General features: G+C 67.7%; 17 protein-coding genes. 15 read left to right on the plus strand and 2 right to left on the minus strand.

Annotation, left to right across the window (positions count from 1 at the left end; genetic code table 11):
• The 15 genes from FJY73_00425 to FJY73_00495 all read left to right on the plus strand — a co-directional run bounded on the left by FJY73_00425 (position 1) and on the right by FJY73_00495 (position 15,601).
• Complete coding sequence (locus FJY73_00425) at positions 1–321, plus strand: zinc ribbon domain-containing protein (protein MBM3319127.1); 321 nt, start codon at positions 1–3, stop codon at positions 319–321.
• A 175-nt stretch (positions 322–496) separates the two neighbouring features.
• Complete coding sequence (gene obgE / locus FJY73_00430) at positions 497–1,486, plus strand: GTPase ObgE (GenBank protein ID MBM3319128.1); 990 nt, start codon at positions 497–499, stop codon at positions 1,484–1,486.
• Positions 1,483–2,565, plus strand: a complete 1,083-nt coding sequence (dprA, locus tag FJY73_00435; protein ID MBM3319129.1) for a DNA-protecting protein DprA — start codon at positions 1,483–1,485, stop codon at positions 2,563–2,565. The genes obgE and dprA overlap by 4 nt, the downstream gene beginning before the upstream one ends.
• Positions 2,562–3,476 (plus strand): lysophospholipid acyltransferase family protein, encoded by a 915-nt coding sequence (locus tag FJY73_00440; protein ID MBM3319130.1) that lies wholly within the window; start codon positions 2,562–2,564, stop codon positions 3,474–3,476. Before dprA ends, FJY73_00440 begins: the two co-directional genes overlap by 4 nt.
• The gene (locus FJY73_00445) at positions 3,473–4,468 is read left to right on the plus strand and encodes a carbohydrate kinase family protein (GenBank protein ID MBM3319131.1); all 996 of its coding nucleotides are present in this window, start codon (positions 3,473–3,475) and stop codon (positions 4,466–4,468) included. Before FJY73_00440 ends, FJY73_00445 begins: the two co-directional genes overlap by 4 nt.
• On the plus strand, positions 4,455–5,537 hold the full coding sequence (locus FJY73_00450; protein MBM3319132.1) for a glycosyltransferase: 1,083 nt from the start codon (positions 4,455–4,457) through the stop codon (positions 5,535–5,537). Before FJY73_00445 ends, FJY73_00450 begins: the two co-directional genes overlap by 14 nt.
• A gap of 18 nt (positions 5,538–5,555) precedes the next feature.
• Entirely contained in the window at positions 5,556–6,728 is a 1,173-nt protein-coding gene (locus FJY73_00455) for a glycosyltransferase family 4 protein (GenBank protein ID MBM3319133.1), read from the plus strand.
• Positions 6,725–8,008, plus strand: coding sequence for a glycosyltransferase (locus tag FJY73_00460; GenBank protein ID MBM3319134.1), 1,284 nt, complete (start codon positions 6,725–6,727; stop codon positions 8,006–8,008). The genes FJY73_00455 and FJY73_00460 overlap by 4 nt, the downstream gene beginning before the upstream one ends.
• 96 nt (positions 8,009–8,104) lie before the next feature.
• Positions 8,105–8,581 carry a hypothetical protein gene (locus tag FJY73_00465; protein MBM3319135.1) on the plus strand — a complete coding sequence of 159 codons (477 nt, stop codon included), beginning with the start codon at positions 8,105–8,107 and terminating at the stop codon, positions 8,579–8,581.
• On the plus strand, positions 8,578–9,009 hold the full coding sequence (locus tag FJY73_00470; GenBank protein ID MBM3319136.1) for a hypothetical protein: 432 nt from the start codon (positions 8,578–8,580) through the stop codon (positions 9,007–9,009). The genes FJY73_00465 and FJY73_00470 overlap by 4 nt, the downstream gene beginning before the upstream one ends.
• Complete coding sequence (locus tag FJY73_00475) at positions 9,003–10,532, plus strand: alkaline phosphatase family protein (GenBank protein MBM3319137.1); 1,530 nt, start codon at positions 9,003–9,005, stop codon at positions 10,530–10,532. Before FJY73_00470 ends, FJY73_00475 begins: the two co-directional genes overlap by 7 nt.
• Positions 10,533–10,559: 27 nt before the next feature.
• The gene (locus tag FJY73_00480) at positions 10,560–11,624 is read left to right on the plus strand and encodes a Gfo/Idh/MocA family oxidoreductase (protein ID MBM3319138.1); all 1,065 of its coding nucleotides are present in this window, start codon (positions 10,560–10,562) and stop codon (positions 11,622–11,624) included.
• Positions 11,621–13,225, plus strand: a complete 1,605-nt coding sequence (locus tag FJY73_00485; GenBank protein ID MBM3319139.1) for an alkaline phosphatase family protein — start codon at positions 11,621–11,623, stop codon at positions 13,223–13,225. The genes FJY73_00480 and FJY73_00485 overlap by 4 nt, the downstream gene beginning before the upstream one ends.
• A gap of 112 nt (positions 13,226–13,337) precedes the next feature.
• Positions 13,338–14,177: a hypothetical protein gene (locus FJY73_00490; GenBank protein MBM3319140.1), complete on the plus strand. Its 840-nt coding sequence runs from the start codon at positions 13,338–13,340 to the stop codon at positions 14,175–14,177.
• A complete protein-coding gene (locus FJY73_00495) occupies positions 14,174–15,601 on the plus strand; it encodes an oligosaccharide flippase family protein (GenBank protein MBM3319141.1) in 1,428 nt (475 codons plus the stop codon). The genes FJY73_00490 and FJY73_00495 overlap by 4 nt, the downstream gene beginning before the upstream one ends.
• Before the next feature lie 36 nt (positions 15,602–15,637).
• On the opposite strand, the gene FJY73_00500 is transcribed toward FJY73_00495, so the two are convergent.
• Complete coding sequence (locus FJY73_00500; GenBank protein ID MBM3319142.1) at positions 15,638–17,257, minus strand: GMC family oxidoreductase; 1,620 nt, start codon at positions 17,255–17,257, stop codon at positions 15,638–15,640.
• A gap of 8 nt (positions 17,258–17,265) precedes the next feature.
• Positions 17,266–17,568, minus strand: a complete 303-nt coding sequence (locus tag FJY73_00505) for a DUF3467 domain-containing protein (GenBank protein ID MBM3319143.1) — start codon at positions 17,566–17,568, stop codon at positions 17,266–17,268.
• Positions 17,569–17,575: the final 7 nt, after the last annotated feature.

Below are 17,575 nucleotides of genomic sequence, written 5' to 3' on the forward strand. Positions count from 1 at the left end.
ATGCCGACCTACGAATACGAATGCGAGAGGTGCGGCCATCGCTTCGAGCGATTCCAAAGCATCACCGAGAAGCCGGTGAAGCGATGCCCGGAGTGCCGGGGAAAGGTGAAGCGGGTCCTCTCGGGGGGAGCCGGTTTTCTCTTCAAAGGTTCAGGGTTCTATTGTACGGATTACCGGAGCTCCGAGTACCGGAAGCGCGCCAAGGAGGAGACGGGCGGCTCCTCGAAGGAGGACCCGGGAGCGGGGAAAGGGGCGAGCTCGAAGGAGCCGGGGAAGAAGGCCGAGAAGGAACGCCCGGCGAAGTCCCCGGCCTCCGAGTGAATCGGCGCGCTCCGGCCGCGGGGCCGTTGACACGCGCCGCGCGGTCCCGTACTCTTGCGTCCTCCACGGTTGCATCGTCCCGAAGAGGCCGGGCGTCGCCCCCCGGGAAACTGCGGGAGCGCCCGGGCTCGTCGAGGGCGCGGCGAAGCGCGTGCGCCGTTCACGGGAGGACGATCTGAACCGCTTTGTCGATCGCGCGATCATTCTTGTCGAGTCGGGCGCGGGCGGAAACGGATGCGTCAGCTTCCGGCGGGAGAAGAACGTCCCGCGCGGGGGGCCGGACGGGGGAGACGGGGGGAAGGGCGGGGACGTCGTCCTCGCGGCCGATCCGGGGAAGAGAACCCTTCTCGACTTCCGTTACGAGAGCCGCTTTCGGGCCGGGCGCGGCGGGCACGGGAGCGGCGGAAACCGCTCGGGAAAGGACGGCGAGGACCGGGTCATTCCGGTTCCGTGCGGGACCCTCGTGCGGAACAATGAAGACGGTTCGCTCCTCGCCGACCTCGTCGCCGAGGGGGAGCGGGTCGTCGTCGCGCGCGGGGGGCGCGGGGGTTTCGGGAACGCGCGCTTCGCGTCGCCGACGAACCGCGCGCCGACGAGGGGGGAGCCGGGGGGCCCTGCGGCGCGGATCGAGCTCGCGCTCGAGCTCAAGCTTCTCGCCGACGCGGGGCTCGTCGGGCTTCCGAACGCCGGGAAGTCGACCCTCCTCGCGCGGGTCTCGGCGGCGCGCCCCAAGATCGCCGACTACCCCTTCACGACGCTCGTCCCGAACCTCGGCCTCGTGCGCGTCGGCCCGCTCGATTCCTTCCTTCTCGCCGACATTCCCGGTTTGATCGAGGGGGCGAGCGAAGGGAAAGGGCTCGGGCACGACTTCCTCCGCCACGTGGAGCGATGCCGCGTGCTGATCTACCTCATCGACGCGACGTCGGAGAGCCCGGAGCGCGATCTCGAGGTTCTCCGCGCCGAGGTCGGCAAGCACAAGCGGGAGCTTCTCGACCGAGCGAGCCTTGTCGTGTGGAACAAGATCGACGCGCTGCCGGAGATGAAGAGGAAGGCGTTGGAGGACGGGAATCGCCGGCTCATTTCCGCCGTCTCCGGCGAGGGGGTCGATGCCCTGATGGCGGAAGTGAACCGTAGGATTCGGGACGCGGAGGACGAGGGGGAATGACCGAGAGTTGGCTCGCGCTTCACTTGGCGCCCGGGATCGGGGACCGGAAGAAGCGGGTACTGGTCGAGAGGCTCGGCGGCCCGGAGGAGGTCCTTCGGCTCTCGCCGGAGGAGGTCGCCGCCGAGACCGCGTGCGGCGCGGTGGCGGCGCGGCGCTTCGTGAAGGATCGTCCGGACGTCGAGCGGGTGCGGCGCGGGCTCGAACGATCGGGCGCCGAGATACTCCCCTTCGACGACCCGAGTTATCCTTCACTGCTCAAAGAAATCCATGATCCTCCTCTCGTCCTCTTCGTGAAAGGGGATCTCCGGTTTCTCTCCCGGCCGACGGTCGGTCTCGTGGGGGCCCGGAAGGCGGACCCGGGGGCGGCCGCGTGGACCGAGGAGATGGCCTTCACGCTTGCGCGGAGCGGCTTCGTCGTCGCGAGCGGTCTCGCGCGGGGGATCGACGCGGCGGCGCATCGGGGGGCGCTCCGAGCGGGAGGCGCCACAACGGCGATTCTCGGAACCGGACCAGACGTCATCTATCCCCCTGAGAGCGCGGATCTCGGGCGGGCGATCGCGGGCTCGGGGGTGATCGCGACGGAGCTTCCGCCGGGGGAGGGACCGTTCGCCGGGAACTTCCCGAGGAGGAATCGGATCCTCGCGGGACTCTCGCGAGCGGTCGTCGTCGTGCAGGCTTCCGAGAAGAGCGGGGCGATGATCACCGCGCGCCTCGCGCTCGAGGCCTCGCGCGAAGTGCTCGTCGTCGCGGCCTTCCCGTGGGATCCTCGCTTCGCCGGGAACCGGAGGCTCGCCCGGGACGGGGCGATCGTCGTTCAAGACGGCGAAGAGGTCGCTCTCCATCTCGGCGCGACGCCCCCCTCGCCCGCGGAGAGGGGAAGAGCGCTTGTTCTCGACCTCGAAGGCCTCGAGCGAGAGGTCGCGGAGGTTCTCGCCGAAGGGCCCAGGACCGCGGACGAGATCTGCCGCGCCGTGCGGAAGAGCCCGGCCGAGATCCTTCCCCTCTTGCTCGAGCTCGAGATGGGCGGCCTCGTGGTCGAACGGCCGGGGAAGGTCTTCGCGTGGGCGGCGCCGCGATGAGAGAGGGAGTTCGCTGGAAGCACCGGATCGAGGATTGGGGGCTTCGCCTCCTCGCGCGGCCGCTCGGGCCTCTCGGATGGAGGGGGACGCAGCGTCTTGGCGCCTTTCTCGGGAGCGCGGGCTACCGGCTCGTTCCCATTCGCGTCTCCGTGGCGCGAGCGAACCTCACGCGCGCGTTCGGGGAGCGGCTCCTTGCGGAGGAGATCGAGCGTATCCTGCGCGCGACGTATCTCCAGTGGGGGACGACCTTCCTCGAGGTCGCCCGCTTCGGAGCGATGAGCCCGGACGAGGTCCGCGCCGTCGTGCGCTTCGATCGTCCCGAGGTTCTCGATGCGGTCCGCGCGGAGGGGAGGGGGGCGCTTCTCATCACCGGGCACTTCGGGAACTTCGATCTTTTCGGTGCGGCGGTCGCGGCGAGCGGGTACCCTCTTTCGGTGCTCGTGCAGAGGCAGAGCAACCCTCTCGTCGAGAGCCGTCTTCGCGCATCGCGCGAGCGGATGGGGGAGCGGGTGATCGCGCGGGGGGCCGGCGTGCGCGAGATCCTGCGGGCTCTCCGGAGGAACGAGTTCGTGGCGATCGTCGGGGACCAGGACGCGGGGAGCGCGGGGATCTTCGTCGATTTCTTCGGGAGGGCGGCCTCGACCGCGAAGGGGCCGGCGCGGATCGCCTATCGCTCCGGAGCCCCGATCGTCTTTGGCGTGATCGAGCGCGGCGAGGAGGGGACGCACGTCGCGCGGTTCGAGAACCCGCTTTGGGCGAACCCGGACCGGCCTGAGGAGGAGGAGGTTCTCCGCCTCATGTCTGCGGTCTCCAGGATGCTGGAGGAGGCGATCCGCAGGCGTCCGGATCACTACTTCTGGCCGCACCGGCGCTGGAAGACCGCCCCCTCCGGCGAAAGGAAGGCGCCGTGAGCCGGATCGCCGTCGTCGGCACGATCAACCACGACCGGATCGTGGCTCCGGATGGGAGGACGCACGAGGATCTCGGAGGGATTCTCTACAACGTTCTCACGCTCGCACCCTTCCTTCGCGAAGGGGATGCCGCGCTTCCGATCGCGCGCGCCGGGATCGAGAAGCGCGAGGAGGTGGAAAGCCTCTTCTCCGACTATTCCTGTATCGATGGTTCGCATCTCATCTGGTGGCCGGGGGGGACGAACGAAACCGTTCTTCGTTATGTCACGCCCGACGAGAGAGAGGAGACGCTGATCGAGCGGATCGTTCCTCTTCGCGAGGAGGAGGTGCGGCCGGCCGCGGAGTGCGATCTCGTCGTCGCGAACCTGATCTGGGGGAAAGAGCTCACGCCGGAGCTTCTTCGCGCGATGGGGTCGCGCGGAACGCCGATCGTCCTCGACATTCAGAGTCTCGTGCTGACGTTCGAAAAGGGCCCCGGGCGCGGCTACCGGAACATCCCCGCCTGGCGCGAATGGGCGGCGCCGATCCGGGTGCTCAAGGGGAACGAGGAGGAAATACGCTGGTTCGCGGGAGAGAGAGGACGCTTCGAGGGGGAGCTCCGCGACGTTCTCCGGACGCTTCTCGATGCGGGCCCGAACGTCGCGATCGCGACGCGCGGGACATCGGGCGCTTCGATCGCCTGGCGCGAGAACGGGGGGCGTCTCTTCGCGGAGATCCCCGCCGTTCCGATCCGCGCCGCGGAGCGCGCGGACAGCACCGGTTGCGGGGACGCGTTCACCTCGGGATACGTCCTCGGCTGGATGCGCGGGGAACGCCCGCTCGATGCGGCGCTTCTCGGCTCCTCCCTCGCCGCCCTCGTCTTGAAGACCCGCGGCCTCCGCGCGCTCCGCGGCCTTTCCGATCCGTTCGTGCTCCGCGGGGAGGCGTATGGCGATCGTCTCGAGCGCCCGGATTCATCGAGGAAGGGGGCATCGCGCCGTGGCGAGCCGTGAGAATCGAGGAGGAAGCAACCTCTCCGCCTGCGTGATCAACCACGAAGGGGAGGCGGTTCTGGAGGGGACGCTTCGCGCGCTGTTCGAGGAAGGGACCGCGTTCGACGAGGTCGTTCTCGTCGACGACGCCTCGAAGGACCGAAGCCTCGCGATCGTGCGCGAGAGGTTCCCGTCGGTCCGGATCGTCGCGCTCGAGGAGAACCGGGGGCCCGCCCATGCGCGGCAGACCGGGTTCCTCGAAGCGCGCGGCGATCGGGTCCTCTTTCTCGACAACGACGTCTCGCCTCTTCCCGGTTCGGTCGCGCTCCTCACCGAAGCGCTCGACGAGATCCCGCGCGCGGTTCTCGCCGTCCCGCGCGTCCTCTTCGCGTCGAAGCCGGACACGATCCAGTACGATGGGGCGAGGAGCCACTTCACGGGCGTTCAGGTGCCGGAGAACGAAGGACTGCCCAAAGCCGGAGCGCCGGCGGGGATCCGGCGGATCGACTCGATGATCAGCGCGTGCTTCCTTCTCGACCGGGCCCGCTGGGGGACCGGCCCTCTCTTTGATCCTTCGTTCTTCATCTATTTGGAGGATCACGATCTCGGGTTTCGGGCGCGCCTCGCGGGGCACGAGGTTCTCGCCGTCCCGAGGGCCGAATGCCTGCACGGGGAGGGGACCGCGGGGCTCTCCCTCCGGCGGAGCGGCCGCTACACGCCCCGGCGGGTCCGGTGTCTCATACGAAACCGGTGGCAGGTGGTTCTTCGTCTCTACAGCGCGCGCACGCTCCTCCTTCTTTCCCCCGCGCTTCTTCTCTATGAGATCGCCCAGATCGCGATCGCCCTCCGGATGGGATGGATCGGACTCTATCTCGGCTCGGTTGGCTGGCTTCTCGGCCGGAGCGGGGCGCTTTGCCGGGAGCGGCGGCGGATTCAGGAGGGGCGGAAGACGCCGGATCGCGAGATACTCAGCGGCGGACCGCTCCCCTTGCGCAAGGAGATGACGGAAGGCGCGGCCGAGCGGGCGGGAAGGCGTATGCTGGAGGGGGCGCTTGATTTCTATTGGCGATGGGTGGTTCGCGTTCTTTGATGGTCGGGAGATAGACGGATGAAGCATCGACTCCGAATCGCGGTCGTCGCCGCGTGTCCCTTCCCGGCGGCGAGGGGCACGCCGGTCCGGATCCTCCGGCTCGCAGAGGCGCTCGCCGCGCGCGGTCACGAGCTTCATGTCGCCGCCTATCATCTCGGCGATCCCCGAGCGGCGGAAGGGATTCGGATCCATCGAATCCGCGAGGTCGCGACCTACCGGAAGACCTCTCCCGGACCGAGCCCCCAGAAACTCCTCGTTCTCGATCCGCTCCTCGTGCTTCTCCTTCGCAAGGTTCTCCGGGAACAGCCGATCGATCTCGTGCACGCGCATCACTACGAGGGGCTCCTCGTGGCGCGGCTCGCCGGTGTTCGGGGGAGGATCCCTCTCGTGTACGATGCGCATACTCTTCTGGAATCGGAGCTCCCCTACTACGGCGGCCCGTTCGCGTCCCTCAAGAAGAGGGTCGGACGGTGGCTCGACCGGCGGGTGCCGCCCTCAGCCGACCACGTGATCGCGGTCGCTCCGCGCATCCGCGAGCGGCTGATCCGAGACGGGATCGTGCGCGGCGAGAACATCACGGTCGTCTCGAACGGGGTGGAGCTCGAGCTCTTCGAGGAAGCGCGAAACCGCGCCCGACCGCCGAGCCGCGTTCGGCGTCTCGTCTTCACCGGAAACCTCGCGCTCTACCAGAGGATCGATCTTCTTCTCGATGTCTTCGCTCGGGTCGCCGCGGTCCGGGCCGATGTCCGGCTTCTTCTTGTGACGAACTCTCCTTTCGATCCCTACGAGGAATCTGCGCGCCGGCTCGGCATCCGGGATCGCGTCGATCTTGTGCAGGCTCCCTTCGCCGAGATCCCGAGCCTCCTCGCGGGGGCGGACCTCGCCTTGAACCCGAGAACGGAATGTGACGGCATCCCGCAGAAGGTGTTGAACTACATGGCGGCGGGGAGGCCGATCGTGTCGTTCGAGGGATCGGCCGTCTCCGTCGAGCACGAAAGGACCGGTCTTGTCGTGCCGAACGGCGACGTCGAGGCGTTCGCGGCGGCCGTGCTTCGCGTCCTCGAGGACCCCGCTCTCGCGCGGCGTCTCGGCGATGCGGCCGCCGCGCGGGCCGCGGAGCACTCGTGGGCGGCCAAGGCGGAGGAGACCGAGGCGATCTACCGCCGGCTTCTCGAAAGGAGCCGGCCGTGAGCGGTGCGCGGCGGCTCCGGATCGCCTACGTCGTCCCGGGGCACAACCTCCTCCCCTCGGCCGGCCCGACCCGAAACGTCCTCAACCTCGCGGGGGCGCTCGGAGAGCACGCGGACGTCACCGTCGTCTTTCGCTCGATGCTGGAACCGTTAGCACCTCAAGCGTTCCGAGTCCTCGAGATCGAGCCGTCCGGCCGCCCGGGCGGCATTCCGCTCGACGACGCGGCGGCGCGTGGAGTCGGTCTCTTCGCGTTCTTCTCGTACCTCCGTTCGGTCGATCGCTGGGTCCGGAAGGAAACCGCCTCCTTCGACGTCGTGCTCGAGAAGAGCTGGCTTCTCTCGGGGTACGTCGCTCAGAAGACCGTCCGGGCGGGCGTTCCCGGAGTGCTGGTGGAGAACATCCCCCCGATGCTCGAAGAGCCGATCCGAGGGCTCTCCGGTCTCCTCCGGCTCGCGCGGCACCGGACCGCGCGCGCGTGGGCCGGGCGGTGCGCGCGGAGCGCATCGCGCGTGATCGTCGAGACGGAAGAGCTGAAGGTTCTCGTCGCGCGCGGCTGGAGGATCCCCGAGGAGAAGATCGCGGTGGTCGGGCTCGGCGTCGATCGCGCCCTCTTCCGGCCCCGGGATCGCGAGGAGGCGAGGGCGAAGCTCGGTGTGCGCTCCGATGCGGTCGTTCTCCTCTACTCGGGAGTGCTCGATCGGACGCATACGCTCGTTCCGCTCCTCACGGCGCTCCGGCATGGGTCGCCGCGGGGGGCGGAGCTCCACATCGCGGGGGACGGAAGCCTGCGAGAGACCTACGAGCGGATCGCGCGGGAAGTTCCGGCTCCGGTCCTCTTCCACGGGAGAATCCCTCACGAGACGATACCCGAGTACATCGCAGCCGCCGATCTCTGTCTCGCGCCGTACGACGCCTCGGTCTTTCTGGGAGGCGAGGTCGTCTATTCAACCCTAAAGATTCCGGAGTATCTCGCCTCGGGGCGCGCGGTGGCGAGCGTGCCGAGCGGGAACATCCGAAGGCTGATCCGAAGCGGGGAGACCGGCTTTCTTCTCGAGAACACCGAAAGCGCCTGGGCCCTGTTCTTTTCCGACTTCCCGCCGCGCGAGCAGCTTCGGGAGATGGGGGAGCGGGCGGGCTGCTCGGTCGCCGTCCCCTCTTGGGAGGAGACGGCGCGGAGTTATCTCGCGATCTGCGAGGAGGAAGTCCGCAAGGCCGCCGGCCGATCGCGGGTAGCCCACCCGCGCCGGGAAATGTGTTGCACGGAACGCGAAGTGGAGTAGGATCGTTCGAGACCGCGGGCGCCGATACTCGCCGGGCGCGGAGAGGGGACGGACAGAGGCCCGGCGAGGAAACCACGAGGAGGGCTCTCGGGCGCGATGGCTGTGCATCTTCTCGTCGTCTTCCTGCATATCATGACGTCGATCCTCTGGGTCGGGTACGTTCTCTTCTGGACGATCGTCGCCGGACCGATCGCCCGCGCCGGCGGATCGTCTGAAGCGGCGCGCGTGTTCGAGGCCGTGAACCGGGCACCTTGGCCGCCGCGCAAGATCCCGGCGCCTTTCCGGTTCAAGTTTTCACAGGTCGGAGGTTTGCTCCTCGTTGTTCTGGCGATCACGGGCTTTCTTCTCGTCTTCGCGGAAGGGATCGGGCTCGGCGATCTCGTTTCGGGGCGCTTTCTGACCGATCGTTTCGGACGCCTTCTCGCGGTGAAGCTCGTTTTGGTTCTTCTCCTCGCCGGCCTTCAGTTTCGCCTGGCTGCCCGCCCCTCGCGGCGGACGGCGTATGGGAACCTCCTGGGGGCCGTCATCGTCGTCGTTCTTTCCGCGCTTCTCGCGCGCTTGGTGGGGAAATGAACGCCTACTCGGTTCTTGTCGCGCTCCACGTTCTCGCCGCCCTCGCCTGGTTCGGCCACATGTTCTTCTGGTCCCTGGTCGCGGGGCTTTCGCTGAAGGAAGTCGATCCCCCGGAAACGGGGCGGCAGGTGCGCGAGGCGGGGCTCCGCTGGGGAGGCTTCGGGTGGCCGAGCCTTGCCGTTCTCGGGGTCACCGGCGTTCTCATGATCATCCTGAACAACATCACCGTTCATCACGTGGTCTCGGGTGAGTTCTGGAACGAGCCGCTCGGCCGCGTGATGGCCGTGAAGATCGTCCTCGTCGGCTGCATGGCCGCCTACCAGTGGTTCGTCGGACACCGCCCGGCGCCCCGGCTCATCTACCTGAACATGGTCTTCGCGATCGCGGTCATCGGCCTCTCCATTCTTCGGGTGCGTTCGCCATGGTAGGCCCCGCCGAGCGGAGGGTCCTTGTCATCGGGCTCGACGGCGGCTCCGGCGAGAGGATCCAACGATGGGCGGAGGACGGGTCTCTTCCCGTCCTCCGATCGCTTCTCTCGGGGGGAATCCGGCGGGATCTTTCTACCCCGGCGGAGGACCTGCATGTCTCGGCGTGGCCGTCGATCTACACTGGAACGCATCCGGGGAAGCACGGGGTCTATTACACGGTCCAGCCGGCGCCGGGGCTTCAGGGATACCGCCGCTTCCACAAGGGGCTCTACGGGCGGCCGACGTTCTGGAAGATCCTCGCGGACGCGGGGAAGCGGTGCGTGGTGCTCGACGCGACCTACACGCATCCCGAGGAAGGATTCCGCGGCGCCCAAGTCTTCGATTGGGGAACGTGGGCGCGTTACTGGAAACCGATGTCGACGCCCTCGGGTCTCATCGGGCGTCTCCGGAGGGAAGTCGGACCGTATCCTCTCGGCCTCGACGCCCTGCAGGTCGGGCTCTCGCCCCTCGAGGCGGAACCGATCGCGGAGCGACTCGCGCGGGCGGCGCACGCGAAGACCGACGCGATCCTCTGGTTGATGGACGAGGAGCCGTGGGATCTCTTCCTCGCGCTCTACTGCGAGACGCATCCCGCCGCCCACTGCTGCTGGCCGCCGGGGGCCGAGCCGGGAAGAGAAGAGGGGGACGAGTTTCTTCCTCTCCGAAAGGTTTATGAGGCAATCGATCGCGGCCTCGGGCGGATTCTGGAGAAGGCGGGTCCCGAGGCCCTGGTCGTCGTCGTTTCGGGCGAGGGGGTCGGACCCAACCGGGCGGGATGGCATCTTCTCCCCGAGGTCCTCCGGAGGCTCGGTTACTACGCCGCCTCGCCTCCGCCGGAACCGGGCCCGGCCGGCGCTCCCCCCAAGAAGGGGATCGCGAAGCGCGTGAAGAACCTCGTTCGACCGGAGGTCCGGAAGGCGATCGCGGGACGGCTCCCGTGGGGGATTCGGGACGCGATCAACCGCCGCCTCGACTGGAAGGGGGTCGACTGGACGAGGACCCGGGCGTTCTGCCTGCCGACCGATCTGGAAGGGTGTATTCGTTTGAACCTAAAAGGACGAGAGCCGAAGGGAACGGTCGCCCCGGGGACCGAGGGCGGGAGGGTTTCTCTGGAGCTGGCGGAGTCTCTCCGGAAGCTCGTGAACCCGCGCACCGGAAGGCCGGCCGTGAGGGAGGTCGTTCTCACGGACGACCGCTATCCCGGGGAGCGCCGCTCCTTCCTCCCCGACCTCATCGTTCTCTGGTCGAACGAGACAGAGATCGACGAGCTCTCCTCTCCGGAAATCGGGACCGTGAGCGGTTTCTCGCCGGACGGAAGGACGGGCACGCACGCGCCCCCCGGCTTCGCGATCGTTCGAGGGCCGGGGATGCCGCGCGGGGAGACGCGCGAGGGCGGAAGCGTGTACGATCTCGCGCCGACCGTGCTCGCCGCGTTCGGCGTCGCGCGCCCCTCCTCTATGGACGGACACGCGTGGAGAGATTGACCGAACCGCTTGGGGAGGATGCCTGAAGTGGCTCTCCGTATTCTTCAGATCGGGGTGGGCGTGCGGGGCGGCCATTGGATCGAGTTCATCCGGGCGCATCCCGACACGACCACGGCCGCGTGCGTCGATTGCCGGCGGGAGGCGCTGGATGCGGTCCGCGCCCGTTACGGCAGCGGCTTCTGCGCCCTTTACACCGACATCCGCGAGGCGATCGAGAAGACCGAGGCCGACGCCGTGCTCATCGCGACCCCGTCCGACCTCCACGCGGAGCACGCGCTCCTCGCCCTCGAGGCCGGTCTTCCCGTGATGACGGAAAAGCCGCTCGCGGTCACCGTCCGCGAGGCGAAGCGGGTTCTCGAAAAGGCTCGCGAGGTCGGGAAGCCGATTCTCGTCGCCGAGAACTACCGCTACTGGCCGGCGGAGCGGACGGTCCGGAAGGTCCTCGCCGACGGCGTGCTCGGGACGATCAGCGCGGCGACGTTCGTCGACTATCGGAACCAACCGAAGGATCGGCTCCCCGCGTGGGTCGACGAGCTCGAGAACCCGCACCTTCAAGAAATCGGCGTGCACCATTTCGACAGCATTCGCGCGCTCTTTTCACGCGACGCGGCCTGGATCTCGGCGCGCGCGTGGAACCCTCCGTGGAGCGGATGGAAGGGCTTCGCGAGCACGGAGGCGCTCGTCGAGATGGAGGGCGGAATGCACGTTCAGTACTACAGCACGCTCGCCTCGCCCTACTTCTCCTTCATGCTCCGCGTCGAGGGGGAGAAGGGCGATCTATGGACGAATCGGAAGTATGTCTTCCGGCGCGCGCGCGGGAAGAAGCTCTTCCTTCCGGTCCGGGGCGTGAAGGTGCCGCCCGGGGACGCCACGAAGTACCCGCGGGGCGGAACGACGTCCCTCCTCAACGCTCTTCGTGACGCGGTGGTTACCGGCGCTCCCGCTGAAACGCGCGGCGAGGACAACATCCGCTCGCTCGCCATGGTCGAGGCCGCGTGGATCTCGCACAAGGAGGGGAGGCGCGTGGCGATCGACGAGGTGATGGGCGGGTCCTCTGAGCGGGACTCGACTCTGAGAACGCGATCGGGATGACGAAGCGAAGCGGGCGCGCGAATAGGGGAAGCCGAAGAGCGCCGGCGGGGAACCGGCGCGTTCTGCTTGTCGGGGTGGACATCGCGGACGGGGCGCTCATCGACCGCTGGTGCCGCGAAGGTCATCTTCCCCATTTCCGCGCGCTCCGCGAGGAGGGGGTCTGGGGAGAGCCCCGAACCGCCGCCGAGATCCTGCACGTATCCGCGTGGCCGACCGTGCACACCGGCACGCTGCCCGGCAAGCATGGGATCTATCACGCCTATCAGGTTCGCGCCGGCGAGCAGGGGATTCGCCGCGCCCGCGCGCAGGATCAAGCGATGCCCCCCTTCTGGAAGTTCCTCGACGAGGCGGGCCGCCGCTGCCTCGTCGCCGATGCCTTTTTCGCGCACCCGGTCGAGCCGTTCGCGGGGATCCAGGTCCACGAATACGGGACCTGGACCTGGTTCTCGGACCCGGAAACGGTTCCCCGTGCGATCGGCAAGGAGATCCGCCGGCTTTTCGGGGCCTATCCGTTTCCGGAGCACACGAAGGTGCTCACCGTCCCCGACCCGCGTTGGCTACGTGATCGGCTTCGAGCCGCTCTTTCCTTGAAGTCGAAAGTGAATCGGTGGCTTCTCCGCGAGCACCCGTGGGATTTCGCCTACGTCAACTTCGCCGAGACCCACGCGGCGGGCCATTACCTGTGGCACATCGTCGATTCCTCCTATCCGGCTCATCGGCCCGAGGAGGCGCGGGGGTTGGAACACGCGCTCCGGGATGTCTACGCCGCCGTCGACGAGGCCCTCGGGGAGCTTCTCGCCGAAACCGACGACTCGGTCCACGTCCTCGTCGTCTCGGCGGACGGGATGGGACCGAACTACGCCGGTTGTCATCTCATTCCCGGCGTTCTCCGCCGACTCGGCGTCTACTTCGCGCCGGGCGCGGGGGAGGGAGAGGAGGTCGGAGGAAGAGCGAGCGGGCCGGGGCTTCTCTCTCGCGCGCGTCGTCTCGTTCCGCTTCGACTTCGGCAGGAGGTCACCCGCCGCATTCCGCGCGCGCTTCACTATAGGATGAGCACGAAATGGGCGAGCCACGGCATCGATTGGGAACGGACGAAGGCGTACGTCGTCCCGAACGCGAACGAGGGCTATGTTCGTTTGAACCTCAAGGGAAGAGAGCCCCGCGGGATCGTGGAGCCGGGACCCGAGGCGGAGGAGCTTCTCGCGTTTCTCGAGGCGAGCCTCGGAGATCTCGTGAACCCGGAGAACGGTGCGCGGGCGGCCGCGCGGATCGCGCGGGCACAGGAGCTCTTCCCGGGGAAGGAGAGCGCGCACCTTCCGGACCTCGTCGTCACGTGGAGCCCCGAGGCGCGAATCCTGGACGCCGTCGAGTCGCCGGCTGCGGGACGCGTGACCGGCGGTCCGGGATACGCGATCGCTCCGTACTACACCGGAAACCACCGGCCGAACGCGTTCGTGGCCGCGAGGGGACCGGAGTTCCGAGCGGGATCGCTTCTCGGCGCGGAGCATCTTGTCGGCCTCGCCCCGACGATCCTCGGTCTTCTCGGGTGCGACGTTCCGAGCGACATGGACGGCGGCGTTTGGGAGAGCCTTGTCCGCTGATCCGGCGGCGCGGGCGCGAAGTGTAGGGAGGGTGGACCGTGTCCGGAATCGCGGGCCTCGTCTTTTCGGAAGCGGCGTCGGGGGAGGAGGCCCGCGCGACCGTCGGGCGGATGTGCGACCTACTCGCGCACCGAGGTCCCGACAGGCGACGCGTGCTCGAAGGCCGAGGCTTCTGTTTCGGGGAAACGGTCTGGACCTACCCGCGGAAGAACGGCGGCGGGATCTTCGAGGGACGGGACGGGGCGCTCTCGATCGTCTTCGATGGTTTTCTCACGAACCGCTCCGCCGCGCGCGAGGCGCTCGAGCGGGAGGGAGCGCGTCTTCCGTCCGGGGACACGCGCGGGACGTGCTCATCGGAAGATGCGAAGACGCCTACTCGTTCTTGAGGAGCGCTTCCGAGCGCGGGATCCAGGCGACGCGGCTCGCCGACCTCGCGCTTCTACGCCCGCGCTTCTTCCATCGCGCAGACCGGCTCGGCATGGCGGTCTCCGCGGAGCACCGCGACCCAGTGCAGGACAAGGACTCCATCCGACGTTCGATCCACTATCCGCTCGGCTTTCTTCTCCGGCGCGGCACGAACAAGTGGGCCCTGAAGGAGGTCGCGAGCCGCTATGTGCCGGCGCAGATCGTTCACAGGAAAAAGATCGCGTGGGCTCTGCCCGAGGCGCGCTATCTCGCGCGTCTCGCTCGTCCGGAGCTCTTTCGCAACGGGTTCTGCGCGGACTTCTTCCGGCTCGACGCGGACGCGATCGGGGATTTCGCGAGGCTTCACCGCGAAAACCCCCACTCGTTTTTCCATCTCGTCTGCGTGGAGACGTGGGGGCGTCTGTTTCACAAGTGGGAAACGGAGGAGGAGATGGCGGGTCTTCTCACCCGGCGGAGCGCGGGAGGAAGGCCGGGCGCCTCGCGCGAGTCGACGAGGGACGATAGTCGGTCGGGAGGAGAACGTTGACTCACGGGGCGGCGAAGGGGACGTTGCAGCTTTCGGCGGAGCACGCGCTCGGGCTTTTCACCGGATACTTCGCGACGCTGATCCTCGCGCGGGAGCTGGGGCCCGAGGCGTTCGGCCTCTATGGAATCATCCTCTCCGTCCTCGCGTGGGCGGAGACGACGGGACAGTTCGGCGTCCCTGCGGCGGCGACCCGCCTCATCGCGGAGGGTCGCGAGGAGAAGGAGGCGGTGGGCCAAACGACGCTGGTTCTCGGCTTCGTCTCCTATCTGGCGGTCTTCGTGCTCTTCGTTCTTGCGGCCCCTTTCTTCGCCAGGGCCCTCAACGCTCCGGGCGAAGCGGGTCTCTTCCGTCTCGCGGCCTTCGACATTCCTTTCTTCGGGATCTACTTCGTTCTGCGGGGCGTCGGCCTCGGCCAGAGGAAGTTCGGCACCGTCGCCCTCGGCGGCCTTGTCGTCGGTTTCGCGAAGCTGTTCGGCGTGCTTCTCCTCACGGCGGTCGGGGTCACGGTCGCCCGCGCCCTCGCGGTGATCATCGCAAGCTCCCTCATCGGGCTCTTGATCTTGACCGCTCGGATCCCGATCCGCGTCGCGAAGCCCGACCGGAGGCTCCTCGGGATTCTCATGCGGATCGCGATACCGCTCGCCCTCTCCGCTCTCGCTCTCTCGTTTCTTCACAATGTCCATCTTTGGATCTTGAAATCTCTTTCCGGCGATGCGGCGAAGGGGAGCATCGGTGTCTACGTCGCCGCCGCACATCTCGCGAAGGGGCCGGAGATGATCGTGATCGCGGTCGGCGCGGTGCTCTTCCCTTCGATCTCGCGGGCGATCGCGCAGGGGGACGACGCCGCGGCGCTCGCGTACGTGCATGGGGCCGTCCGCTTCCTCTGGCTCGTCCTTCTCCCGGTCGCGCTCCTCGTCGCGCTGGACGCGGAGAGGATCATGACCTTTCTCTTCTCCGCGAAGTACTCGGGCGGGGGAGAGGTTCTTCGCGTTCTCATCTTCGCGTACGCGCTCCTCGCCTTTCTCGTCTCCTTCTCCTACATGCTGCTCGGCCGGGGGGAGTTCTACCGCGTCGCGTTCCTCGGGTTCGGGATTCTCGCGCTCATGGTGGGGACGGGGATGATCCTCGTTCCGCGAGCGGGCGCCGTGGGCGCGGCGTTCTCGCTTCTCGCGGCGACATCCGTCGGCGCCGCGCTCTACGCCTTCTTGGTCTGGCGCCGATTCGGCGGGCTTCTCCTACGGCGCACGTTTCTCAGCGGAATCCTCGCCTCCCTCGCCGCGCTTCTGGTCGCGCTTCTCCTTCGCGCGGACGGCGCGCTCCTTCTCGTGAAATATGCGGCGGTCCTCGGCGTCTATCTCCTCTTTCTCGCGCTTACCCGCGAGATCAAGGAGAAAGACCTCGCCGCGGTTCGTTTCTGGAAGTAGCGGGGAACGAGAGGGGCGCCGAGGAACGGTTCCAGGCTAGATTGTACACGCGCTCTCGTCGCGAAGGTGGTCGGCCAGGCGGAGCGCGAGCGCGATCATCGTGAGCGTGGGGCTCGAATGTCCGGTCGCCGGAAAGACCGAGCCGCCCGCCATGTAGAGATTCCGGACCTCGTGCACGCGGCAGTTCCGATCGACGACCCCGTCCCTCGGATCGTCGGACATGCGGGTGGTCCCGAGATGATGGGAGGCGTCGGAGAAGCGGGGCTCCCCCTCGCCCGGCGTCAGCGTGCCGATCCCCTCGGCCGCGAGGCGCTCGGCGAGAAGATCCTGGAGGCGGAAGAGGGTTCTCGAAACCTCCGTGGGGATCTTCCAATGCAGGCGGACACGCGCCATGCCGAGCGCGTCCTTTTCGTCCGAGAGGGCGACACGGCTCTCCGGATCCGGAGGTTGCTCGCAGAAGTAGACGACGACCCTCTCGTTCCCGCCGGACTCCGGGTTCCACACGCGGCGGATCGTCGTCATCCATCGATAGACGAAGTGGGGCATCAGCTCCTTCGGCGTGAGAAGGTAGATCATCCCCGGAATCTCGCCGAACTCCGCGCGTCCGATCTTCCACCGGCTTCCGGCATAACCTCTTCGAAGAAGAACCTTCGCGGATTGAACCATCGTCTCGTACTTCTGCTCGACGTACGCGGAGTAGCGCGCTTCGAGCGTCGCGTAGTGGTCGAGGAGCCCCTCGCCGCGCTGGATCTCTTCGGAGAGCCCGATCCCGAACTGGACCTTGCCGTCGCGAAGCGGAATGCCGCGGATGAGAGGGACGCGGTTCCCCTTGCGGAGGCTCACCGTTCCGTACACGGCGCGCGGGTGGTCCATGAAGAAGCGCCCGACCGCGCCGGAGCCGTTGCCGACCCCGTCCGGACGGCGGTCGCGCGAGACGAGGAGAAGCCTCGCGTTCTCGATGCCGCCGCAAGCGAGGACGAAGCTCCTCGCCCGGATCTCGATTCGCTTCCCCGCGAGGGTCCGCACCTCGATCGATTCGACCGCGCGCCCCTCGCGGTCGAGGACGACGCGGACGGCGTTCGCCTGAAGAAGAACGCGCGTGTTCGCGGAGCGCCGGAGTCGTTTCCTGTGGGCGGCACCGAAGCGCCTCGGCTTCGTTCCCCAGAGGGAGATCGCGGGCCGGAGCCGTCCCACCGCGAAGAGAGCCTTCTCGTCCCTTGTCATTCGGCTCGCGTAGGTTGACGGGTCAAACTTCTCGATCGAAGGAAGGCGAAGAGCCCGCGCCGCGCGCGCATGATACGAGGCGATCTCCTCATAGGGGATCGGCCAGCCGCTCCCGGCGACCCAGCTCCGGCGGGCCGTGTCGATCGGCTCGAGGAGCATGTTCCGTCCCGCCCAAAGATTGCACGAACCTCCGTAGTACCGTGCGCGCGACATAAACTTCTCGCGGATCGGGTAGCCGACGCTTTCCAGATCGTAGAGCGCCTGGGTCTCCTCGTCCGGGCCGAAGCCGCCGCTTTCGACGAGGAGGATGCTGCTGGAAGAACCCTCGAGCTCTGCCGCGAGGGTCGTTCCGCAGGCGCCGGCGCCTACGATACAGAGGTCGGCCGAGAGGGAGGCGCCGTCCTCGATGCCTCTGGCGTCGATGAAGGCCAAGAACTCTCCTAGCCCTGCCGGAAGCCGATACCCTGCGAGGGTTCCTGTTTTCCGGGAAGCTTCACCGCGCCGTGCTTCTCTTCGTACATGTCCATGTTCCGCTTCAACGTCTCGAGGAGCGCCTTCGCGTTCGGCGGCGTCATCACGATGCGCGAGAAGACTCTCGCCTTCGGCTGGCCGGGGAGCATGCGGGCGAAGTCGATGATGAACTCGGACGGGCTGTGCGAGATGAGCACGAGGTTCGAGTAAATCCCCTCCGCCTCCTTCTCGCCGAGCTCGATGTTCAGTTTCGGTTTCGGCTCTTCCATCATGTTTCTC

It is taken from the genome of Candidatus Eisenbacteria bacterium (genome assembly GCA_016867715.1).
Taxonomy (GTDB): Bacteria; Orphanbacterota; Orphanbacteria; order Orphanbacterales; family Orphanbacteraceae; genus VGIW01.